General features: G+C 32.6%; 19 protein-coding genes. 5 read left to right on the top strand and 14 right to left on the bottom strand.

The genetic code is table 11. From position 1 onward, the window contains the following. Positions 1 to 152 precede the first annotated feature (152 nt). Positions 153 to 2486 carry a TonB-dependent receptor gene (locus tag Q4Q35_RS03340; protein WP_303276513.1) on the top strand — a complete coding sequence of 778 codons (2334 nt, stop codon included), beginning with the start codon at positions 153 to 155 and terminating at the stop codon, positions 2484 to 2486. Between the two features lie 21 nt (positions 2487 to 2507). On the opposite strand, the gene Q4Q35_RS03335 is transcribed toward Q4Q35_RS03340, so the two are convergent. The 7 genes from Q4Q35_RS03335 to mnmA all read right to left on the bottom strand — a co-directional run bounded on the left by Q4Q35_RS03335 (position 2508) and on the right by mnmA (position 9374). Further along, positions 2508 to 3077: a phosphatase PAP2 family protein gene (locus Q4Q35_RS03335; RefSeq protein ID WP_303276511.1), complete on the bottom strand. Its 570-nt coding sequence runs from the start codon at positions 3075 to 3077 to the stop codon at positions 2508 to 2510. A 15-nt stretch (positions 3078 to 3092) separates the two neighbouring features. Continuing rightward, on the bottom strand, positions 3093 to 3320 hold the full coding sequence (locus Q4Q35_RS03330; protein WP_303276510.1) for a DUF8828 family protein: 228 nt from the start codon (positions 3318 to 3320) through the stop codon (positions 3093 to 3095). 107 nt (positions 3321 to 3427) lie between these two features. Next, positions 3428 to 3856: a DUF1330 domain-containing protein gene (locus Q4Q35_RS03325; RefSeq protein ID WP_303276509.1), complete on the bottom strand. Its 429-nt coding sequence runs from the start codon at positions 3854 to 3856 to the stop codon at positions 3428 to 3430. A 29-nt stretch (positions 3857 to 3885) separates the two neighbouring features. Next, on the bottom strand, positions 3886 to 5277 hold the full coding sequence (locus Q4Q35_RS03320; protein WP_303276508.1) for an MATE family efflux transporter: 1392 nt from the start codon (positions 5275 to 5277) through the stop codon (positions 3886 to 3888). A gap of 317 nt (positions 5278 to 5594) precedes the next feature. After that, the gene (locus Q4Q35_RS03315; protein WP_303276507.1) at positions 5595 to 6539 is read right to left on the bottom strand and encodes an NAD(P)H-dependent flavin oxidoreductase; all 945 of its coding nucleotides are present in this window, start codon (positions 6537 to 6539) and stop codon (positions 5595 to 5597) included. After that, a complete protein-coding gene (locus Q4Q35_RS03310) occupies positions 6540 to 8159 on the bottom strand; it encodes a S8 family serine peptidase (RefSeq protein ID WP_303276506.1) in 1620 nt (539 codons plus the stop codon). Positions 8160 to 8186: 27 nt separating this feature from the next. Beyond that, positions 8187 to 9374 carry a tRNA 2-thiouridine(34) synthase MnmA gene (gene mnmA / locus Q4Q35_RS03305; protein WP_303276505.1) on the bottom strand — a complete coding sequence of 396 codons (1188 nt, stop codon included), beginning with the start codon at positions 9372 to 9374 and terminating at the stop codon, positions 8187 to 8189. A gap of 180 nt (positions 9375 to 9554) precedes the next feature. Between mnmA and Q4Q35_RS03300 the strand changes: the two genes are divergently transcribed. Further along, on the top strand, positions 9555 to 10970 hold the full coding sequence (locus tag Q4Q35_RS03300) for a fasciclin domain-containing protein (protein WP_303276504.1): 1416 nt from the start codon (positions 9555 to 9557) through the stop codon (positions 10968 to 10970). A gap of 233 nt (positions 10971 to 11203) precedes the next feature. On the opposite strand, the gene Q4Q35_RS03295 is transcribed toward Q4Q35_RS03300, so the two are convergent. From Q4Q35_RS03295 to pyrG, 3 genes are all read right to left on the bottom strand, one after another. Then, on the bottom strand, positions 11204 to 11905 hold the full coding sequence (locus tag Q4Q35_RS03295; protein WP_303276503.1) for a toxin-antitoxin system YwqK family antitoxin: 702 nt from the start codon (positions 11903 to 11905) through the stop codon (positions 11204 to 11206). Positions 11906 to 12100: 195 nt separating this feature from the next. Next, a complete protein-coding gene (yidC, locus tag Q4Q35_RS03290; RefSeq protein WP_303276502.1) occupies positions 12101 to 14005 on the bottom strand; it encodes a membrane protein insertase YidC in 1905 nt (634 codons plus the stop codon). Positions 14006 to 14104: 99 nt separating this feature from the next. Further along, positions 14105 to 15745, bottom strand: a complete 1641-nt coding sequence (gene pyrG / locus Q4Q35_RS03285; protein ID WP_303276501.1) for a CTP synthase — start codon at positions 15743 to 15745, stop codon at positions 14105 to 14107. 182 nt (positions 15746 to 15927) lie between these two features. On the opposite strand from pyrG, the gene Q4Q35_RS03280 reads away from it, so the two are divergent. The 3 genes from Q4Q35_RS03280 to Q4Q35_RS03270 all read left to right on the top strand — a co-directional run bounded on the left by Q4Q35_RS03280 (position 15928) and on the right by Q4Q35_RS03270 (position 18292). Next, positions 15928 to 16848, top strand: coding sequence for an amidohydrolase family protein (locus tag Q4Q35_RS03280; RefSeq protein WP_303276500.1), 921 nt, complete (start codon positions 15928 to 15930; stop codon positions 16846 to 16848). 195 nt (positions 16849 to 17043) lie between these two features. Then, a complete protein-coding gene (locus Q4Q35_RS03275; protein ID WP_303276499.1) occupies positions 17044 to 17475 on the top strand; it encodes an SRPBCC domain-containing protein in 432 nt (143 codons plus the stop codon). After that, on the top strand, positions 17468 to 18292 hold the full coding sequence (locus tag Q4Q35_RS03270) for an RNA polymerase sigma factor (RefSeq protein ID WP_303276498.1): 825 nt from the start codon (positions 17468 to 17470) through the stop codon (positions 18290 to 18292). Before Q4Q35_RS03275 ends, Q4Q35_RS03270 begins: the two co-directional genes overlap by 8 nt. 107 nt (positions 18293 to 18399) lie before the next feature. Here Q4Q35_RS03270 and Q4Q35_RS03265 read toward each other — a convergent pair whose 3' ends face one another. The 4 genes from Q4Q35_RS03265 to guaA form a co-directional block, all read right to left on the bottom strand. After that, positions 18400 to 18630: a DUF3820 family protein gene (locus tag Q4Q35_RS03265; protein WP_303276497.1), complete on the bottom strand. Its 231-nt coding sequence runs from the start codon at positions 18628 to 18630 to the stop codon at positions 18400 to 18402. A 4-nt stretch (positions 18631 to 18634) separates the two neighbouring features. Then, the gene (locus Q4Q35_RS03260; RefSeq protein ID WP_303276496.1) at positions 18635 to 19174 is read right to left on the bottom strand and encodes a DUF922 domain-containing protein; all 540 of its coding nucleotides are present in this window, start codon (positions 19172 to 19174) and stop codon (positions 18635 to 18637) included. 154 nt (positions 19175 to 19328) lie between these two features. Next, positions 19329 to 21269, bottom strand: a complete 1941-nt coding sequence (locus tag Q4Q35_RS03255) for a LysM peptidoglycan-binding domain-containing protein (RefSeq protein WP_303276495.1) — start codon at positions 21267 to 21269, stop codon at positions 19329 to 19331. Between the two features lie 268 nt (positions 21270 to 21537). Next, positions 21538 to 23073, bottom strand: coding sequence for a glutamine-hydrolyzing GMP synthase (gene guaA, locus Q4Q35_RS03250; RefSeq protein ID WP_303276494.1), 1536 nt, complete (start codon positions 23071 to 23073; stop codon positions 21538 to 21540). Positions 23074 to 23100 lie beyond the last annotated feature (27 nt).

Genomic DNA, 23100 nt, shown 5'->3' with positions numbered 1-23100 from the left:
TTTTTAGATAACGGCTTTCAAATTTTGGGTTAATTTTAACATTTAAAACATCTTACTTTTAACAGCCTTGCCAGTATCTTTGTTATTTGTTTTTGTGATTATTATTTATGAGTTTCAAACATTTACATATTATACTATATTGCTGTTTTTTAATGATTTGCAATCATTTAACAGCTCAAAACACGACATTAGAAATTACAGGAAAGGTTATAGAAACCAATAGTAAACAACCTATAGAGTATGCCACTGTAACAATACTAAGTAACAATAACAAAAAAACTATAACAGGTACTGTAACTAATACAGACGGTATTTTTACAATGGATACCAAAGCGACTAACTTTTACATTGAGATAAGCTTTATAGGTTTTGCAACTCAAACATTCAAAGATTTTAATATTTCCAATAATAAAATAAATCTGGGAGTCATCTCTTTATCTGAAGATGAACAAGCCTTAAATGAAGTTGTAGTTCGTGCAGAAAAATCGCAAACAGAATTTAAGCTGGACAAGCGTATTTTTAATGTTGGTACAGATTTAAGCTCAACAGGTGCTAGTGCTCTGGAAGTACTAAACAATGTACCCTCGGTAAATGTAAATATAGAAGGCGAAATTAGCTTACGAGGTAGCCAGGGCGTACAGGTTTTAATTAACGGCAAGCCTTCCGTTTTAACAAATGCCGATGGAAATGCACTGGGTACCATTACTGCAGATATGATTGAAAAAATAGAAGTTATTACCAATCCTTCTGCTAAGTATGATGCCGAAGGTACTTCTGGAATTATTAACATCGTTATTAAAAAATCTGAAAAAAAAGGGCTAAACGGTGCTGCTAGTCTTAATGCAGGTTTTCCGGCTAGTAATAGCTTTGGTTTAAGCCTTAACAAACGAACGGAAAAATTTAATTTATTTAGTCAATTAGGTTTTGGCAAAAGGTTATTTCCCAGAGAATCAGAAACCATTAATAGCGATTTAGTAAACAACATCACAATAAGCAGTAACGGTGAAAGTGATTTTAACGAAAAGTTTGGAACCATTTTAATTGGCACCGACTATCATATTAACGATTCTAACGTGATTACTCTTTCGGGAACTTACGCTTATGAAGTTGAAGATCAATATTCTACTACCAATTACAATACCACAGATGCTACTAACGCAATAACTGATAGCTGGATACGTGAAGAAACTACCGAAGCGACTAACCCGAAATTGAGATACGAATTACAGTATAAAAAAGACTTTAAAAGACATAAAGATCAAGACCTGTTATTTAGTGCTTTAGGAAGCTCTTTTCGTAAAGATCAATCTTCAGATTTTTTAAATACTATACTAACAGGAACTGATACGGATTTGCAGCAGGAAACCCGAACAGATTACAAACTTGAAGATTATATCTTTAAATTAGACTATACACACCCTTTTTTAGAAAAATATACGATTGAAACCGGCTCACAATATGCCATAAATATTGTTTCGAATGATTTTGCCGTTAGCAACTTAGAAAATGGCATTTGGGTAGACGATGTTGATTTAACTAATATTTTCGATTTAGACCAAAAAGTCTTTGCATTATATACTACTGCTGCTTACGAGGGTGATGCATGGGGTGTTAAATTAGGACTAAGAATGGAAAATACCGATTTAAACACGGTATTAATAAATACCAATGAAACCAATAGCCAAGATTACACTAATTTGTTTCCCAGCTTACATACATCATACAAAATAAATGAGAATTTTTCTTTACAGGCAGGATATTCCAGAAGGATAAACAGACCGGGGTTGCGTAGTTTAAATCCGTTTTCTAATATTCGAAATAATTTTAGCATCTCGACAGGTAATCCAGATTTACAACCAGAATATACTGATTCGTATGAATTTACAAGCATTCAAAAAATAGGCAAGGCTTCTTTAAATTTAAGCTTGTACCATCGTTATACTACCGATGTTATTGAACGTATAGCAATATTTATAGATAATGTTAGTATATCACGACCAGAAAATATAGGCACCAGCAATACAACGGGAATAGAGCTTAATGGGAAATACTCGCCTACTAATTGGTTTTCTTTAAATGGTGATTTTAACCTTAACTTCTTTGATAGAAAAGGCATCTATGAATCTGAATCTTTTGATTTTAAAGGCAATAAATGGTCTACAAGTATGTCATCAAAATTCAAACTTCCTTTAGAGTTTGAAATAGAAATTTCGGGAGATTACTTTTCTAAATACAAAACCTTACAAGGGGAAGTCGCTGATATTTTATATGCCGATATGGGTGTTAGAAAGAAAATATTAAAAGGTAAAGTGATCTTAAATGTAAGTGTTCGTGATGTATTTGCATCACGAATTTTTGAAAGTGAAACACTTCAAGATGACTTTTATTTATTTGATAGTAATCTACGAGGTCGTTTTGTAACCTTTGGCATTAGCTATGGTTTTGGTAAAGGTGAGGCTATGGAGTTTTCGGGACAGCGTCGTTAAAAAATGTTTTTTAATTTAAAACTAAATTTTGATAAATCTTTTTAGCGAATAATTTCCAAGTTTATAAAACATAAATCCAGAGATAGCTCCAAAAGTAAGTCCGCAAACAATATCTAAAGGATAGTGAACACCAACATAAATTCTACTATAAGCCACGATAGCGCTCCACAATAATAAAATAAATATTAGATTTTTATAATATGGTTTTAGCATTAAACCAGCAAATACGGCTGCTGCCATAGAGTTCGATGAATGTCCTGAGAAAAAACCATACTTTCCACAACGCACTGCTATAAAACGCATTTGGTCTATTAGATCTGCTTCACCACAAGGTCTTGGACGTTGAAAACCTCGTTTAAAAACATTGGTTATTTGATCCGTGAATGTGATCATTAAAGCAACAACTACGACAAAAACAAGTAATGATTTTAGTCCGTATTTTTTATAAAGTAAGAACAGTAATATAGCGTACAATGGAATAAAGGTAAGCTTGTCTGTTATTAATAACCATAAATTATCCCAAAACTCAGAACCCAAATTGTTTAAAAACAAAAACAGTTCGGTATCATATTTTAAAAGTTGATCAATCATATAAAAAACTTAAAATTAATCTTCGTATTTAGCTATTTCTTCGTCGTAAAACTCGGTTGCCAATTTTATAGCATTTTCCGTTTCATTTTCCAGTTCTTTTTGGTCTTCGGCATCAAAATCTTCAAACCATTCTACTTCGTCATTTTCAAGATTAATAATAAATCTTGGAAATTCTGTATGAATTACAAAAATAGCATTCGGGTAATTCGTATTATCACCGAGAATAAACTTTGGAAGTGTCATTTTTTTTCTTTTTTATTTTTAAAAATCCAAATTCAAATTTGGAGATCTTTGCAAATAAGCACATAGCTTTGGTTTCTGCACTTATTAGATATGTTTTATAGCATTTTTTAGGTGCCAGTTTTTATTTCAGTTGTAGGTAATAATCGGGAATCTTCTAATCCGGCAGTCCTATGTCCTGCATTTTTTAAATAATCTTTATTTTGAGCAAATTCCATAAACTTCAATACAGATTCGTGTTCGACTAGTAAAACTGCATCCCATTTTTCGGACTCTGGGCCTATTAGAAAGTTTTTACTTTTTCCATAATAAATTATTCTACTACCTGCTTTTTCTATTTCGGGCAAAGTATATTTCATATATAATTTATATGCCTCTTCTCCACTTATTTCTTTTTCAGGTTTTAAATGTACTAAGTTTGAATAGTCAGCTTTTTGCCTGAATTTTAATAAATTTAGCATTACGATTTTTCCTTTGTCGTGAAAGTCTTGATAAAATTTCTTTCCAGATTCAGGGTTCACATCTATATATTTTTCCATCTTATTTTTCGTCTTCACTTAAATTACATCTAACTCCTAGCCTTTAGGTGTTCTGTATTAATCAACTTTTTAGTTAAATAATTAAATCGAATATACAACAAAATGGCTGCAGTGGTTAAACCGGCGAGCAATCCTAGCCATATACCAAAACTACCATAAGCATCTTCTTTCCCGAAAAACCAACTTACAGGGAATCCTATTAACCAATAAGACACAAATGTAATAATAGTTGGTATTTTAACATCTTGTAATCCGCGTAAAGCACCTAAAACTAAAACTTGAATACTATCACTTATTTGGAATATAGCCGCTGCTATTAACAATTTAGATGCAATAGTAATAACTTCTGTATTATCTACTAAATTTTTAGCATCATCAAAATCTACATACAATTTGGGCAAATGATTATGTAATGCAAAGAAAATGATAGCGAATCCAAAAGCAAGCATGGTTCCCATTAAAAACAAAGAGAATGCTATACGGCGTAATTCAAAATATGCTTTTAATCCTTTTTGGTTACCAACACGAATCATAGAAGCTACACTTAAGCCCGTAACTACCATAAATGTCATAGACGATAAATTAAGTGCTATTTGATTTGCTGCTTGCGGGTTTTTACCCAGTAAACCACTTAGCCATATAGCAGCTGTGAAAATAGCTACCTCAAAAAACATTTGCATGGCACTTGGTGCGCCAATATTGATGATTTTTTTAATCATTAATTTATTAAGTATGAAAAACTTAATATTGGTTACATAGGCTTTCGACTTTTCTTTTCCTCTTAATAAAAACCACAGATACCAAACCATTATAAATCGAGACACTAATGTGCCATAAGCGGCACCAACAATACCCAATTCTGGAAAGCCAAATTTCCCAAAAATTAATACATAATTTAAAATAACATTTATAATATTAGCCAATACGGTAGCATACATTGGGTATTTCGTCATAGACAGTCCGTCACTAAACTGCTTAAAACCTTGAAAAACAATCAAGGGAATTAAAGAAAAAGCAACTAAATCTAAATATGGAATGGCTAACTCTACAACCTCTTCTGGTTGTTTCATTAAATACATAAGAGGTTTTGCAAAAAATACCATTAGGAATAATAATATTCCTAAAACGGTGCACAAAAACAGACCATGTTTAAAGGAAGATTTTCCTTTTACAAAATCTTTTGCAGCATCAGCTTCAGCTATTAGAGGAGTTATGGCTGTAGAAAAACCAATCCCTAAAGACATGGCAATAAACATAAAGCTATTACCTAAGGATACCGCAGCCAATTCTGCTGTTCCCAATTGCCCTACCATAATATTATCGACAAAACTAACAAACGTATGTCCTAACATACCAAGCATAACTGGAGAAGCTAATTTCCAATTATAGCTAAATTCTTTGGTATAGTCTTTTAATTGCATTCGGTAAAAGTAATCTTTCGGCTTTATTTTCGCCAATTTTGTAACATTCTTTTAGTTTTTTTTAGAAATTAACAATTGTTAATAAGTCTTGATAAATCTATACAAATTTTAAGTTATTTTAATGAAGTCTTTTCATACATTCGCATCGCTTTTAAAAAGCAACTAAACTAAGAATTAACGATTTAGCAGAAACAGTTAGCTTTCAAATTTTAAAGGGATAAAAAATTATATAAGCTTAGAAGTTTCAAAAATTTAAAGGAGGCCACTTATAAAGTGCCTCCTTTTAAATTAATTATCTTTTTAGAAAAGCTATAGGCTTATAAACCATCAACCATCTTTTTCGCCTCTTCAAATTCTTGCACTATATCTTCAACAATTTTTGATACCGGTTTAATATCATGTATCAAGCCTGCAATTTGTCCTATTTCTAATTCGCCTTCTTCCAATTCACCTTCAAACATGCCTTTTTTTGCCCTTGCTCGACCTAGTAAAGTTTTAAGAGCCTCAACAGTCGGTCCTGTTTTATATAAGGCTTGTATATCGTTATAAAATTTATTCTTTATTAAACGTACTGGTGCCAGTTCTTTTAATGTTAATTGTGTATCTCCTTCTTTAGTATTAACCACTACTTTTTTAAATGCTTCATGTGCCGAACTTTCTTCACTGGCTACAAACCTACTACCAACCTGTACCCCATCGGCTCCTAAAATCATGGTAGCTAACATCGCTTTCCCTGTAGCTATACCGCCTGCAGCAATTAACGGAATATGAATTTTTTCTTTAACCATAGGGATGAGTGTCAACGTGGTTGTTTCATCTCTACCATTGTGTCCTCCTGCTTCAAACCCTTCTGCTACAATAGCATCCACACCTGCTTCCTGAGCTTTTAAAGCAAATTTTACACTACTAACAACATGTACTACTGTAATGCCTTTTTCTTTTAACCATGGCGTCCATGTTTTAGGATTTCCTGCAGAAGTAAATACTATTTTTACACCTTCTTCCACAAGAATGTTCATGATTTCTTCAATATTAGGATACAACATAGGCACATTAACTCCAAAAGGATTATTAGTCGCTTTTTTACATTTTTGTATATGTTCTCTTAAAACATCTGGATACATAGATCCCGCTCCTATTAAACCTAAAACACCCGAGTTACTTGCCGCCGATGCTAATCTCCAACCACTATTCCAAATCATACCTGCTTGAACTATTGGATATTCAATATTGAATAATTTGGTAATCCTATTATTAGTCATTTAATGCTTTATAAGTTTTATTGTTTTTGAAATGTTTTCTGATTGTACATTAACAATATATATGCCTTTTGAAAACGAAGATAGATCTATTTGATTATTTTCAATTGTAATTGTAGATTCTAGTATTTGTTTTCCAAAAATATTAAAAATAATAACAGATAATTCGTCTTGATCTAAAGGAAAACTAAAGTGAACTATGCCTTTTGTTGGATTAGGAAACAGTTGTAAATCTTGACTTTCATCATCTCTATTTGTTGTACTTAAAGCAGTATTTAGTGCTGTTTGCAAATTTGGAATACCATAGCCCAAAAAATAATCGGGAGAATTATATTGTGAAGCAGATTCTCGAACTAACTGCATTATTTCTGCATTTGTTTTATTAGGTAGTGCCTGCCATAAGCATGTAATGCCTCCTGCCATAATGGGGGAACTAAAAGACGTTCCGTTAAGTGTTCCCATAACATCATTAGTACCTATAACAAAACTTGCCTCACCTTGCGCTACCACATCCGGTTTTTGAGTTGGTTGTGTACTATTGCCTTTTGAGCTAAACACCGCATATGTACCATTTGCTTGAACGGCTCCAATACTAAAAACACCAGCAGCATCTGCAGGTGCTCCAACGATTCCCCAACTTTTATTTCCTGAGTTTCCAGCAGAATTCACTAATAACATCCCCTTCTCAAAAGCAATATTTGCCCCTTTGGTAATAAAAGCGGTATTACCGTCCATATCTGCTGTTGTATAACTATAATTAGCATTATCATAAGTGGTATACCCTAAAGAGGTATTTATAACATTTACCCCTAAACTATCGGCACGTTCTGCTGCTTCTACCCAATAACTCTCTTCTACTGGGTTTTCACTTGATGCATCTTCGGTAACAAATAAATAGTAGGATGCATCTGGAGCTGTTCCTACATAGCCACCTTCAATATATCCTGCCATGGTACTTAATACCCAAGTACCGTGACTGCTGGTAGTATTAGTATATACGTCGGTATCTCTATTAACAAAATCATAGTCACCTAAAATATTTCCAGCTTCTCTTAATCTTTGAAATGACGACATGGTATTTACATTAGGAAAACCTGCATCTATAACAGCAACTGTCATTCCTGTACCTGTATAATCTGCTAAATGCAATTCGTTTCCTTTTATCATTTCTATTTGGTTGGCAGCATTACCATAAATGAATGTAGTAAAAACAGTTTCTAATTTAGATTTGTTTTTTTGTTGAGTAAGTTTAAGTGTGTTTAAACTTTTATTAGCAAAGTCTATATAATCTATAAATGAAAATGTGGCTGATAAATTATTAATATCTGTTTCACTACCCCTAACATGCACTGCGTTAAACCACTTAGACTTTGCCATAACTGTTATACCTGTAGCTCCTTTAAGTTGAGAAATATAATTCTCATTAACAGGCACATCTCTTTCATCAATTATAACATTATGCGCACTTTTTCTATCAATTGCTTTTTGGGTTAGTATGGAAATAGGGTTGGCTATTGAAGCAGTAACGTTTTGTTTATCCTTTATATATACCCAAGCATCTTCCTGCGAAAATATAGTAAATTGGTAACATAACAGTATGAGAAATAGTAGGTGTTTTTTCATAACTAATATGGTTTTAGTTATTGCAATTTAAGAAATTACTCCAGAACCTACTAGTTCTTCTCCTAAATACCAAGCTACAAATTGTCCTTCGGTGATAGCTGATTGAAATGCTTCAAACTCGACATATAAACCACTTTCTACTTTATGCAATATGGCTTTTTGAAGTGATTGCCTATAACGAATTCTAGCCATAACCTCCATTATACCATCTAAGTCTAGTTTTAAATCTTCCCGAATCCAATGAATTTCATCGTTTGTTACAAACAAAGCTTTTTTAAATAAGCCGGGGTGTTCTTTACCTTGCCCTGTATAAATAACATTCTCATCTACATCGGTATCAATTACGAACAAAGGTTCTAAAGTGCCACCCACTGCAAGTCCTTTACGCTGCCCCTTTGTAAAATAATGGGCGCCTTGATGCTTACCGACTATTTTTCCATAATCGACTCTATAATCAATCTTACGAGATAAATATTTTAATTTCTCTTCTTCTGAATTAAATGTTGTCTCTACATGGCTAAAAACCTCTTGTTCTTTAGGTATTTCGACTATAACGCCTTCTTTTGGCTTTAACTGTTGCTGAAGAAAATCAGGTAATTTTACTTTACCAATAAAACATAAACCTTGGGAATCTTTCTTTTCGGCAGTTACCAAATCTAACTTGGTCGCTAACTCACGCACCTCTGGTTTTGTTAACTCCCCTATTGGAAATAACGACTTAGCTAATTGATCTTGAGATAACTGACATAAAAAGTAAGATTGATCTTTATTATCATCTATTCCGGCCAGTAACTGATAAATCTCTTTTCCTTCTTTTTGAATCGTTCCTTTTCTACAATAATGACCAGTAGCTACATAATCTGCTCCAAGTTCTAAAGCAATTTTCATAAAGACATCAAACTTAATCTCTCTATTGCATAGTACGTCTGGATTAGGTGTTCTGCCTTTTTCATATTCATGAAACATATAATCTACAATACGTTCTTTATACTGCTCACTTAAATCTACCGTTTGAAATGGTATGCCTAATTTTTCGGCAACTAACATGGCATCATTACTATCATCCAACCAAGGGCATTCGTTAGATATCGTTACAGAATCATCATGCCAGTTTTTCATAAACAAACCAATAACCTCATACCCTTGCTGCTGTAATAAATAAGCTGCAACACTAGAATCTACACCTCCTGAAAGTCCAATAATGACTCGTTTCATTTCTTAATAATTTAGCTACAAAGATACATATAATTGGATAAAATAAGGTGTTACAAATAGCATACTAAATGGTTTAGTGAATCGTTTTTGTTTATCATTATTTAAAATAAATTAAACAAAAATTAGTTTTTTGTTTAACTTTTATATATTTTTGTTAAACAAAATAAAAAAACTACACAAATGAAAAACTTAATTCCATTAAAAAAAGTATCATTACTTATACTGGTAATGGTAGGTACCTTATCATGTAATAATGATGACGACAACATAGTTTCTTTTTTACCTGAAACTATAGCAGAATTGGCTGAAGCAACACCCGATTTGAGCAGTTTAGTTGCGGCACTTGATAGAGCAGATCTAGTGACTACCTTAAATGGAACAGGTCAATTTACCGTATTTGCTCCAACAAATACTGCTTTTAATACATTTCTGGCTGCCAATAATTTCGCAACATTAAATGATGTTCCTGTGGCATTATTAAAAGAAGTTCTTTTAAACCATGTCATTGATGGCGAGTTTCCTTCTACTGCTTTAAGTACCACTTATGTTAATACCATGGCAACACAATCAGAAACAGGACTAAACCTGAGTATGTTTATAGACATTTCTAACGGTGTTACACTAAACGGTGTTTCTAGTGTAGATTTAGACAGAGCAGATATAGATGCGACCAACGGTATTATACATGTCGTTGATGCTGTTATTGGGCTACCAACTGTTGTTACCCATGCGCTTGCTAATTCCAGTTTTAGTAATCTAGTCGCAGCTTTAGGGGCTGCAGATGGTGATTTAGTGACTGTTTTAGGAACCGCCGGTCCTTTTACGGTATTAGCACCAGATGATAATGCATTTGTCGATTTTTTAGATGGCACACCTTTAAATCAAGTACCTACAGATGCTTTAGCAAATATTTTATTAAATCACGTTATTGGAGATGCCGTAAGTGCTACTAATTTAATTGATGGTGTTGCTGGTTATACCAATACGCTTGCTACAGATTCTAATATGAATAATTTAAGCTTGTATTATAATACTTCTGATGGTGTTACATTTAACGGTATATCATCTGTTGCTGTTGCCGATGTTGTTGCAAGTAATGGTATTATTCATGCTGTTGATGCTGTTATTGGAATACCAACTGTTGTTACTTTTGCTACTGCCGATCCTAATTTTTCAACATTAGTTTCTGCTTTAACAACATTAACTCCTGAAACACCTTTTGATGTTATTTTAAGTAGAACTGAGACAGGTAATAGTGACAGTTTAGACCCTCCTTTTACTGTATTTGCACCTACTAATGATGCTTTTGCTGCTATAACAGTTCCAGAAGAATCGGTTTTAACACAAGTATTGCTACATCATGTTGTAGGAGGTTTAAATGTACAATCAGATGGTTTAACACCTAATGGAGATACAGTCGCTCCTAGTTTACAAGGCGATAATCTTACAATTACCTTACCCGGAACTGGGGATAATATTGCTGATATAACGGATGGATCTGGAGCTACAGATATTGGCATAGTAGCTGTAGATGTGCAGGCAGGAAATGGTGTAATACACGTAATTAACAAAGTAGCCATACCAAATATTCCTTAGGGCTATAAAAATTAGTTTGGTTTGTTGATGGTATAGACAATTTTTAGTTATAATTTAATTTCCATAAAATTGTCTATAAAAAAAGGCTCCTTGATAATTAACAAGGAGCCTTTTACAATAAAGAATTTCTTGAAACCAACTATCCTCGAGGCAGTCCCGATAGCTATCGGGATTCACGGGAATGACAATTTCAACGGAAACCCCGAGGCAGAGCCTCGAGGAATTCTTTTCGATTAATTTTTCTTTTTGAATTTTCCTTTAGGAGTAAAATCTTTTTCTTCTACAATTGTCCCTCCTTCATAGTATTTCCAGATACCATGCTTTTTACCTTGTTTATATTGTCCCTCAACAATTAACTCACCTTTTGAGTTATAAATTTTTGAAATGCCATGCAACTCGCCATTCACATAAATAAACTCTTTTAAAACAACATTATTAACAGAATACCATATGGAAACACCATTTAATTCTCCATTTATATAATTCTGTTTTTCTGCTATTTGTCCGTTAGGATAATATACCAAACGTTCCCCTTCTAAATTTCCTTTATCGTTATAATGCTCTAAAGTCAATAAGTTTTCTGAGGTTTTTTGATAGTACTTCCATTCGCCTACATAGCTTTTACCATCCATTTGTCCTTCGCTTATAAGCTTTCCTCTGGATGAAAAAAACTTAACGTAGGCTTTATTATCATTTTCATTAAACTGCTTACTGGCTGTTAATACCGCTTTCTTCCTAATGTTTTTATAAAACTTAAATAAGCCTATTTCTTTACCATGAGAAAAAGCGCCTTCATATCTTAAAATATTGGTGCCTTCAAATGTTTTTTTCCAAATACCATGACGTTTGCCTTCTTTGTCAAATTGGTTTATAGTTTGAGAAAAACTTAAGTTGTAAACAAATAAAATAAACAATGTTAGTATTCCTTTTTTCATTTTAAAAATTCTCCTTTAAGACTTTAATATTAAACAAACGAAAATATTATTTTCAAATTGTATAACAAAAAAGTTGCCATGCTTAAATACATGACAACTTTGTATATAATTCTCTCACTTTTCAATTTAATAAAAATTGAAACCCACCTTCCCTTACTTCAACTTGGCTCAGCAACCAAAAGAAAGTGTTTATATTTATCTTTTCTTTTTTTGTTGTGCTTGTTTTTGTTTTTCTGCCTGCTCCATCATTTCTTGCATTTTTGCCTGAAATTTATTTTGTTTTTTAGGCTTCTTTTTGTTTTCCTGCATTTGTGCATGAATTTTATCTTCATCAAGAATATAGTTTTTAATAACTAAGATGATTCCAATACTAATTAAATTAGAAATGAAATAGTATAAACTCAATCCAGACGCATAATTATTAAAGAAAAATAGCATCATTATTGGTGAGAAATACATCATATATTTCATCATTTTCCCCATGTCTGGCATACCTTCTTGTTGTGGCTGTGTTGCTACTTGTTGCCCTGTCGTTAATCGCATGTAAAAGAAAATAGCAATAGACGCCAATATTGGAAATAAACTTACGTGATCTCCATAAAACCAAATATTAAATGGTAATTCTGCTATAGTATCATAAGATGATAAATCTTTTACCCATAAGAAACTTTTCTGTCTTAAATCGAACGCCGATGGGAAAAACTGAAATAACGCATAAAATACCGGTAACTGTACCAATGCTGGTAAACAACCCGCCATAGGACTTGCCCCTGCTTTAGTTTGCAGTGCCATAGTTTCTTGCTGCGCTTTCATTTTGTTATCCTTATGTTTTGCACGAATAGCATCCAATTCTGGTTTTAGAATTTTCATCTTAGCCTGTGATAGGAATTGCTTATACTGCACAAAAGACATTAATAATTTTATTAATATCGTCATAACAATAATCGCAATCCCATAAGGTAAAAACCCACCTAAGAAACCAAATAAAGGAATAAAAAGGTATTTATTAATCCATCCGAAAATACCCCAACCAAGTGGCACAACTTCGTCTAAATTTCTATCGTATGCGTTTAATATTTTAAAATCACTTGGTCCGTAATACCAATCCATTGTCTTAGAAATCTCTCCACCGGCAAGTTCCAAAGGTAATTTCGTAGCAAATGCTTTTGTATAAACAGTATCTACTTCTTCGTCTTGCACCAAATTTTCAGACTCAAAAGCAGCTGTTTTAAATGGCGCGTCTGCTAATAAAATAGATGTAAAAAAGTGTTGTTTAAACGCTACATAACTAACATCCTCTGCAGTATCTTCTGTTTTTGCCTGTTGCCCTAAATAATCATCCTTGCCATCTTCATATTCAAAAATTACTTCGGTATATCTGTTTTCGTAAGAAATACTTTTTGCATGACGATATGTTTTAAGATTCCAATCTAAATTAATTGCTTGCGAGTTGTTTATAACATCACTTAATCCCTGTGAACGAATGGTAAAGCCAATCATATAATCGCCTTCTTTTAACTCGTAACGATATTCTAAAAACTTACTTTCAGACACCTTTAGTTTCATTGAAACTATCGTATTGTCACCATTTCTAGTTACTGTAGGTTCAAAATGTAGATCAGCACTTTCTGTATTTAAAATACGATTATCGTTTGTACCAAAATTAATATTGAAAGAGGCATTATTATCCTTTATTAAATAAATAGGCTCGTCATTAAAATCTACAAATTCTTTTAGTTTAACTTCTGATAGATATCCATTTTCACTATTGAATTTTAAAGCTAATAGATCTGTCTCGACCAAAGTTTCTTTAGTAACAGTTGATGCTATTTCTGCAGCATAAGAAAATGTACCATATTTGTTTTTTAATCTGATCTTTTGAAGTGAATCTGAAACTGGAGCAAGGTCTTCTGGTGTTATAACTTTGGTTTGATCTTGCTCTTTGGCTTTCTTCTCTGCTTCAACCTGTTCTTGTTTTGCTTTTTCCTGAGCTTCTAACTCTTCAGGTGTTGGCTGGTTTTGCCAAAGCATATACATTAATATTCCGAAAATAAGTATAAACCCTATGACCGAATTAATATCTAATTTTTTTTCTTCCATTTAATATCGTAATAGCTAGTAAACTATCTTTAGTTTTAAATTATTGGGTACTGCTCTAAATTTGGAACAACAATTAACTTATCAATAAACTATCCAATTTTAATTTTGTGCCATACTGACACCTTTTTGATTTTTTTTGTGATTTAAAGCTGCTTTTACAAAAGCAACAAACAGCGGATGTGGGTTTGCAACGGTACTTTTATATTCTGGGTGGTATTGTACTCCTACAAACCATGGGTGCTTTGTAATTTCGATAATCTCCACCAAACCGGTTTCAGGATTCAAACCTGTTGCTTGCATGCCAGCTGTTTCTAATTGCGCTTTGTAATTACTATTAAATTCGTAACGATGTCTGTGACGTTCTTTTATAGTATTGTTCTTATAAATTTCATGAACTATACTTCCTTTTTTCAGCTCACAAGACCAAGCTCCTAAACGCATGGTACCTCCTTTATCTGTTATGCTCTTTTGCTCTTCCATCAAATCTATTACAGGATTTGCAGACTTAGTGTCCATTTCGGTTGAGTTAGCATCTGTTAATCCTAAAACATTGCGTGCAAATTCAATAACTGCCATTTGCATTCCTAAACAAATGCCTAAAAACGGAATGTTATTTTCTCTAACAAATTTTACTGCTGTAATTTTCCCTTCTAAACCTCGTTCTCCAAATCCGGGAGCTACTAAAACACCGTCTAAATGGCCTAGTTTTAGTTTAATATTATCTTCATTTAAATATTCCGAATGAATAGATTCTACTTTTACTTTAACCTCGTTCTCTGCTCCTGCATGAATAAAGGCTTCTAAAATAGATTTATAGGAATCTTGTAGTTCTACATATTTTCCAATTAATCCAATAGTAACATCTGTTTTTGGGTTTTTATGGCGGTGTACAAAATTATTCCATCTGGTAATATCTGGTGAAGAGCATTCTAAATCTAACTGATTTAAAACAACTTTATCTAAACCTTCTTCCAACATTAAATTAGGAACATCGTAAATAGTAGAAGCATCTATAGATTGAATAACCGCTTCTTCTCTAACATTACAGAATAATGCCAATTTACGACGTAAATCTTTTGGTAAATTATGTTCTGTTCTACAAACCAATATATCTGCTTGTACTCCACTCTCCATAAGTGTTTTAACACTATGTTGTGTTGGTTTGGTTTTTAATTCGCCTGCTGCCGATAAAAATGGTACCAAGGTTAAATGAATAACAATAGCGTTATTTTTTCCCAAATCCCAACGAAGTTGACGAACAGCTTCTATATATGGTAACGATTCAATATCACCAACAGTTCCACCTATTTCTGTGATTACAATATCATAATCTCCCGACCTTCCTAATATTTGCACACGGCGTTTTATTTCGTCGGTAATATGAGGAACTACCTGTACTGTTTTTCCTAAAAATTCACCACGACGTTCTTTTTCTATAACGCTTTGATAAATACGTCCTGTGGTGACATTATTAGCTTGACTTGTTGGTACGTTTAAAAAGCGCTCGTAGTGTCCTAAATCTAAATCCGTTTCTGCACCATCTTCAGTCACATAACATTCCCCATGTTCGTATGGATTTAATGTTCCTGGGTCTACGTTAATATATGGATCTAATTTTTGAATAGTAACTCTATAACCTTGAGCCTGTAATAGTTTAGCAAGTGATGCTGCTATGATGCCTTTTCCTAAAGACGATGTAACTCCTCCAGTTACGAAAATGTATTTTGTTGCTTGTGTCATGTTGCGCTTATAAACGCAGGCAAATTTACAAAATTAAAATAGTTATTTGAGAATTAGTTTTTAGTTATTTAAAGGGAGTTTTTAACAATAGATTTTTGATATAGAATAGAAAATAAACTAATTTTGTTTATCTCATAAAAATCTATAACTCATTTACCTTAAATCATTTAACCTATTTAAAAATGAGAACACCTATACATATAATTAAATTAGTCATTTTATTTCTTCTTTTTAATTTAAGTTATAATTGTAATAAAAAAGAGGATAGTACGGATACCGAAGAAGAAACTATTGTTAATTATGAAAAATATAAAGATATCTTTATTGTAGACATTCATAATCATGATGCTTCTGGATATAAATATCAACAAAGTTTAGTAACTTGGACTAAATATGGAATTGACAAAATTGTTTTATTTGGAGATATTTCTGAACCCTCGGCTATAACAACCGATGAAATAGCATTTGAAGCTTACGAAGCTAATACAGATAGGTTTTTTCCATTTATTGCAGGAATAAACATTTTTGATACGTCGTGTTTAACCTATATCCGAGAGCGTTTTACTGCCGGCGTTTATGGTATTGGGGAAGTAGCAGCTGCATCTACTAATTCTCCTGTGGTATCTAACTTACCCTGGAAAGGCGAACATCCTCTTGATGGTTACTTTTCCGAAATTTATGACCTCTGTGCTGAATTTAAAAAGCCCATTTTATTACATATCGACCCACCTAGTGGCTTCCCAATTACGAAACTAAAAGAGGCTGCCACACTATATCCTGATACTAATTTTATTTTTGGACATGCCAATGCTTATAATAGTCCTTCGGAAATAGAAAGCTTAATTGCTGCTCATGATAATATTTATATCGATTTTTTTGCAGGGTTTACAGCTTACAATAAGGATAGCAATTTCAAATTAGAAAACTATGTTGCACTAATTAAAAAATATCCGTTAAGGTTTATGGTTAGTAGTGACTCTGGTTATGGCATTACTTACGATCAAGCTTATTTAGCCATATTTGAGTTGTTTGAGTTGCTTGATACAGCAACCGTAGAAAAAATTGCAGGGCAGAACTTTTTGGGTTTAATTAATAACAATTAACAAAGATGCGTATGATTCATGCTAGACCTGAAGTGGTCAATATCAAGATTTTTTTATAAATTCATAGTTTCGATAAACGAAATCGCATTAATTCCCAATTCTGTACAAATTATACGTCAACATGTTGGTGATAATTTATAGAATGATCATTTTAATTTACTGGTTCGTCTTAATAAAGAATCAAAAAATATTAAAATGAATACACAAACTTTAAAACAGAAGGAAGTTTTTGAAACTTCTGCTAAAAACCTCTTTGACTTATTAATGAATGAATCCAAAGTAGTTTCGTATTATGGCCCTGGTCAAATTGGTAGAGAAACAGGTGATTCTTTTGCACTCGGAGGAATGATTTTTGGCAAAAACGAAAAAATTGTTCCAAATAAACTCATCCAACAGGCTTGGAGAATCGTTATTCCTGGGGTATGGCCAGAAGACCATTTTTCGAACTTAACAATAGAATTAACGGAACAAGATGACAAAACCATCTTACATTTAGAACAAGAAGGTGTTCCTGAATTATGTTATACCGACCTTAATTTAGGCTGGAAAACTTATTATTGGGATAGAATTAGAAAAGTACTCAAAGGAGAAAAAATACCTACTGAAGAATTGATTAACAATGTCTAATAAAACAAACCAAAATGCCTCAGACATAAAAATTGGGGCATTTTACAAACAGTATAAACCTTTTCAAAAAGAACTGAAATCTTTTTTGTATCGAATTTTGGCTAATAGGCAAGATGCAGAAGATATTCACCAAGATTGTTTTGTTAAAGCCTTTGAGAAGCATCATACTTTCAAAGGGACTAGTTCTCTTAAGGTTTGGTGTTTTTCCATCGCACATAACCTTGCTTATGATGTTTTAAGAAAGCGAAACCGATGGTCGTCTGATACTAAAGACAAAGCAAGGGATTATGCTGAGTCTCACCCCGAATTTATTAGATTAATCGAACAAACACATGCTATGGATCCAGAAGGAAAGTTTGTAATAAAAGAACATATTGATCATTGCTTCACTTGTATCTCAAAAAGCTTGATAATAGAGCAACAAATTAGCCTTATACTTAAAGATATATATGCATTTAAAATAAAAGAGGTCGCCTTGATTATCAATAAAGGAGAAGCAGCTGTAAAACACTATGTTCGTCTAGCAAGAAAAACCATGATAAAGATATATGATGATCGCTGCTCTCTAGTTAATAAAAATGGTATGTGCCACCAATGCGCAATGATTAACCACTCCTTAAACCCTGAACAAAAAGAACATCATGAGTTAATAAATATTAAAATGTTTGCAGAAAGAGAACATGCTTCTAAAAAGGAATTATATAAAATGAGAACGGCTCTTATTAAATCAATTAATCCTTTGTATTCGAAAGGAACAAATATTCAAGAAATATTCATGAGTTTAAATCGAAAAATAGTAGGAGAAATAGATAAATAACAATACAGTACACAACAATAATAACTGTTGGGCAAAGCTATCATAAAATAAAGCCCCCAGATAAAAGCTTATTTTTAAGATGTGTTTGCCATTTAGGAGACAACCTCCTATTTATTAGGATACTGCTTTTTAATATTGCGAATTAAATCTTCTAACCCGTTTAATTTAAGCTCATAAACCTGTGTAAGCATATCTCCTAATTTTCCTTTGGGAAAACCTTTATTATGGTACCAAACCACATAATATTCAGGCAAATCTATTAAATAACGGTCTTTATATTTACCAAAAGGCATTTTAGTATGTGCTAAATCTATAAGAAATTGTTTGTCTGGAAGCATGTATTTAATCGACCGATTTATATTTGGATAACTTCTTTAATTCATTGGCAATATATGTCTCCCATGCTGTTTGCGCTTCAACATTTCTAGAATAATTGGTTTCGGAATCATATTTATTTTGCGTCTGTGAAAGTTCTTTATTAATAGTATTATGCAGGTTTTTTAATTGTCTTTTAACATTATTAGATACTTTAATTTGGCCTATTCGTTGCCTAAATTTACGCGTATATAATTCGGTAATATTAAAATGTAATTGTTCATGAGCCAAAACATGGGCATCCGCCTGTTCTTTTTTATACCATGATTTTTCTGGGTAAAAATGTGTGTGAACCTGAGATGTAAAGCTTACAACCCGATTATCTTCCTCTCTTATAGAAAAGCCAAACGTAATTCCTGATGCTGTTACGGCTACTGCACTGGTGTTTTTATTGGGTGGCCCCTTAAAATCGTTCCATGATAGCTTATAAGATTCGTTCCATGATATGACCGGTTCTTCTTGTTGAATACAAAGAAAGCTACATATAATAAAGAGGGTTCTAATCACAGGGTTTTATAAAAATAAATTTGTTATCGCTCGTTTCTACAAAATATGGATTTTCGTAAATCATCCACAGATTGTCATAATAGCTCCAATAACTATAGGGACTCTTTTACAATGGCGTGTATATTTTGATATGAAAAACGCAAAACTACGATGCTTATTGTTTTACCTCAACAATAGTTAAATCATCGTACTTCACTAAATAAACCGTATCGTTATAATACCCTCCAAAAAGTTTCTTTTTGTATGCAAATTTATTTTCTATATACTCGGTAAGCGGAGCTTCTGTTACAGACATATATAGGTCTTCTGATGATACTAAACGCAATACAACGTCCATAGTTAAATCGAAACCTTTAACAGCTCTACTACTTGGTGTAATATTATAAATTTGCTTATATTTTTTTACAAAGGGATTATTATTTTCATTGTATGTTCTCGACATGGTTGCAAAATGAAATTGCAAGTCCGATAAATGTGTATAATCTACAGCATCACCTTCAAAAGCAGCATTATTATTAGTGGTAACCAATACAATGTCTATAGCCTCTTTTTCTTCTTCTTTATTTTCTTCTTGAATTAATGCTGCTAAAACACTTGTTACATTAGAAACGAACCCAGCATCTTGAGTTTCTAAAAACACAATGTTTTTCCCCGGTTTTAATTCCTCCTGAATATCATCTCTACTCACAAAATATTTATCTACATCTTCTTTATCTTTTCTAGAAAATATTTGTTTGGCTCTATTAAACTCATGCTTAATATCGTTCGATACCTTTTTATTTTTAGTATCTGAAATAATTATAATATTATCGACTAAAGTGTCTGCTTTTACAAAATTTACAATTTTCTTTTTTAATAAATCCTGAGATGGTCTGGACTGAAATACATTCTCGTATAATTTTAAGTTAGAATTTATTGGAGAAATAAACATAACCGGTGTATTATACTTTCTTAGTTCTGAAGCTACTTCATCAAAATTATCGGGCATTAACGGACCAATAACAGCATCTATATTTTCAAAATCATTTTCATCAATAATATCTTTTACTTCACTTACTTCTTTTTTAGTATCGTATACATCTACATTAAGAGAAATCCCCAACGTCTTTAAAGAATCTATCGCCGTTAAAACTCCAGAATAAAAATCTAGTGAGGCATTTAAATAGGGATCTTTTTCAATACTTTTCTTGGTATCTGGTTTAGAATCAAAGTCAACACGATTTAGCCTAAAAGGTAACATAATTGCTATGTGCTTAGTATTAAAATCGGTGATACTATCTATAAGATTAACCTTTTTAGAATCTAACCCGGAAAGACCATCTGCTAAACTATCATACGGGATTTTTAATACCATACCAGCTTTTAACCCACCTTCTTTTAAAATTGGGTTTAAAGCTTCCAGTTCTTCTTGTTCCAAATCTAATTTAATTTTTAGTCTATAGAATCCTTCCTTTGGTAATACTTTATAATAGCTATACCTTTCGTCTATCACCTTTTCTTCTTCATCTCCTATATTTGGTACATTTAGTATCTGGCCTTCTTGTAAAACGGCTCCCATTTCTGGGTTAAGCTCTTCTAACTCTTCAACCGTTATTCCAAATTTATAAGCAATACCCCATTTACCTTCTTTGGGAAGTACTGTATATGTTTTAGTAAGTTCATTTACTTCCTCAACTTCTGTTACTTTAAATATTGGAATTTGAAGTTTATCTCCTTTTCTTAAAGGTTCTGCATATAAAAATTTATTATGCTTTTTAATCTCCTCTATCGTCACATTATACTGTTGTGATAAACCATAAAGTGTTTGCTTTTTTTTAGTTCTATGCTTTTTAAAACCTTCTAATTCTCTAACTACAGTTATTTTAGGGGTATTTGAAACTTTAGGCTTTGGAATAATTAAAACCGAATTAATTCTTAACTCCTTTTTAGCATCGGGATTTAAACCATAAATATCTGAAGGTGTAACATGGTATCTTTTTGCAATACTCTCGATGGTTTCTCCTTCTCTAACTTTGTGAGTGCTATAATTTTGAGCTTGTAATGTACTAAAGCTAAACAATAGTAATAAGCATAAAACGGGGAAAAATTTATTCATTTAATCTGTTTTTAAATTGTGTTAAAGGTTACTGTCCCTCTAATCCACTCTCTCTGGCAAACGATTTTTTTCTTTGTAAATTATGCATATAGTATGCCAAAAAAAGAAAAATATAGTTTTATAGCCTGAAAATATTTTTTTGAATTCACTTAAATTATATACGGTTATTTGTAATTATTAAGATGATTTCAAATAAAAATTTCGTTTTGTTCTATTTAAACTGTTCTTAGTTTAAGATACAAAGTAACATAAAAAGTCACTATAATTATTATTCCCATTCAATAGTAGCCGGTGGTTTAGAGCTAATATCGTAAACGACTCTATTAACACCTTTTACTTTGTTTATTATATCATTTGATGTTTTTTGCAGAAACTCATAAGGTAAATTTACCCAATCTGCCGTCATACCATCTGTACTTTCTACTGCTCTAAGTGCTACGCATTTTTCGTAAGTACGTTCATCTCCCATAACACCAACACTGTTAACAGGAAGCAACATGGCTCCTGCTTGCCAAACTTTATCATACAAATTCCATTCTTTTAAACCATTTATAAAAATAGCATCAACTTCTTGTAGAATACGTACTTTTTCTGCTGTTATATCACCTAAAATACGAATCCCCAAACCTGGTCCCGGAAATGGATGACGCCCTAAAAGTTCTGGGTCTATTCCCAACGTAGCTCCAACACGTCTTACTTCATCTTTAAAAATAGCTCGTAACGGTTCTACTATTTTAAGTTTCATAAAATCTGGTAAACCTCCTACATTATGATGGCTTTTAATCGTTGCTGAAGGCCCTCCTGTTGCCGAAACACTTTCAATAACATCTGGATAAATAGTACCTTGTGCCAGCCATTTTACATCTTTTAATTTATGTGCTTCATCATCAAAAACTTCAATAAACGCATTTCCTATGGCTTTACGTTTTTTCTCAGGGTCTTCTATACCTGCCAGTGCATCCAGAAAACGTGCTGACGCATCAACTCCTTTTACGTTAAGCCCCATACCTTCGTATTGATTTAAAACATTTTGGAACTCATTTTTACGAAGCAAACCATTATTTACAAATATACAATACAGGTTTTTACCTATGGCCTTATTAAGCAAGACTGCTGCTACTGTAGAATCTACACCTCCTGAAAGCCCCAATACTACTTTATCGTTTCCTACTTTTTCCTGAATCGCTTCTACAGTTTCTTCTACAAACGAATCTGGTGTCCAATCTTGATGTAATCCAGCTATACTAACTAAAAAGTTTTCTAATATTTGTTTTCCATCTGTGGAATGATATACTTCTGGGTGAAATTGAATGGCATACGTTTCTTCACCATCAATTCTATAAGCTGCATTTTCGACATCATGTGTGCTTCCGATTAAAACACCATTGGTTGGTAATTTTTTAATTGTATCTGAATGACTCATCCAAACCTGACTACCAGTATGAACATGAGCAAAAAAGGGCTCGTTACCTTTAATGAAAGATAAATTAGCTCGACCATATTCTCTGGTATTTGAAGGTGCTACTTCACCACCAGAAAAATGCGCTAAATATTGCGCACCATAGCATACTGCTAAAAGCGGTTTTTTACCACGTATTTGAGATAAATCCGGATGTAATGCTTCCTCGCCTCTTACAGAGTAAGGGCTACCGGAAAGTATCACGGCTTTATAGTCTTCTATGTTTTCTGGAATCTTATTAAATGGGCGTATTTCGGAATAAATGTTGAGTTCCCTAACTCGACGAGCAATAAGTTGTGTGTATTGCGATCCGAAGTCTAAAATTAGTACCTTGTCATGTTGCATGCGCAAAAGTAATAATTGATTTTAGAA

It is taken from the genome of Flavivirga aquimarina, assembly GCF_030540835.1.
Classification (GTDB): domain Bacteria; phylum Bacteroidota; class Bacteroidia; order Flavobacteriales; family Flavobacteriaceae; genus Flavivirga; species Flavivirga aquimarina.
This window is presented reverse-complemented; position numbering and strand designations above follow the sequence as displayed.

Excerpts from the sequence above, each read along its gene's own strand:
- Q4Q35_RS03275 (WP_303276499.1), top strand. The coding sequence starts at position 17,044 with ATGAATACACAAACTTTAAAACAGAAGGAAGTTTTTGAAACTTCTGCT.
- Q4Q35_RS03300 (WP_303276504.1), top strand. The coding sequence starts at position 9,555 with ATGAAAAACTTAATTCCATTAAAAAAAGTATCATTACTTATACTGGTA.
- Q4Q35_RS03320 (WP_303276508.1), bottom strand. The coding sequence starts at position 5,277 with ATGCAATTAAAAGACTATACCAAAGAATTTAGCTATAATTGGAAATTA.
- Q4Q35_RS03340 (WP_303276513.1), top strand. The coding sequence starts at position 153 with ATGATTTGCAATCATTTAACAGCTCAAAACACGACATTAGAAATTACA.
- Q4Q35_RS03280 (WP_303276500.1), top strand. The coding sequence starts at position 15,928 with ATGAGAACACCTATACATATAATTAAATTAGTCATTTTATTTCTTCTT.
- Q4Q35_RS03255 (WP_303276495.1), bottom strand. The coding sequence starts at position 21,269 with ATGAATAAATTTTTCCCCGTTTTATGCTTATTACTATTGTTTAGCTTT.
- guaA (WP_303276494.1), bottom strand. The coding sequence starts at position 23,073 with ATGCAACATGACAAGGTACTAATTTTAGACTTCGGATCGCAATACACA.
- Q4Q35_RS03270 (WP_303276498.1), top strand. The coding sequence starts at position 17,468 with ATGTCTAATAAAACAAACCAAAATGCCTCAGACATAAAAATTGGGGCA.
- Q4Q35_RS03295 (WP_303276503.1), bottom strand. The coding sequence starts at position 11,905 with ATGAAAAAAGGAATACTAACATTGTTTATTTTATTTGTTTACAACTTA.
- Q4Q35_RS03335 (WP_303276511.1), bottom strand. The coding sequence starts at position 3,077 with ATGATTGATCAACTTTTAAAATATGATACCGAACTGTTTTTGTTTTTA.
- mnmA (WP_303276505.1), bottom strand. The coding sequence starts at position 9,374 with ATGAAACGAGTCATTATTGGACTTTCAGGAGGTGTAGATTCTAGTGTT.
- Q4Q35_RS03265 (WP_303276497.1), bottom strand. The coding sequence starts at position 18,630 with ATGCTTCCAGACAAACAATTTCTTATAGATTTAGCACATACTAAAATG.
- Q4Q35_RS03325 (WP_303276509.1), bottom strand. The coding sequence starts at position 3,856 with ATGGAAAAATATATAGATGTGAACCCTGAATCTGGAAAGAAATTTTAT.
- Q4Q35_RS03315 (WP_303276507.1), bottom strand. The coding sequence starts at position 6,539 with ATGACTAATAATAGGATTACCAAATTATTCAATATTGAATATCCAATA.
- Q4Q35_RS03330 (WP_303276510.1), bottom strand. The coding sequence starts at position 3,320 with ATGACACTTCCAAAGTTTATTCTCGGTGATAATACGAATTACCCGAAT.
- Q4Q35_RS03310 (WP_303276506.1), bottom strand. The coding sequence starts at position 8,159 with ATGAAAAAACACCTACTATTTCTCATACTGTTATGTTACCAATTTACT.
- pyrG (WP_303276501.1), bottom strand. The coding sequence starts at position 15,745 with ATGACACAAGCAACAAAATACATTTTCGTAACTGGAGGAGTTACATCG.
- yidC (WP_303276502.1), bottom strand. The coding sequence starts at position 14,005 with ATGGAAGAAAAAAAATTAGATATTAATTCGGTCATAGGGTTTATACTT.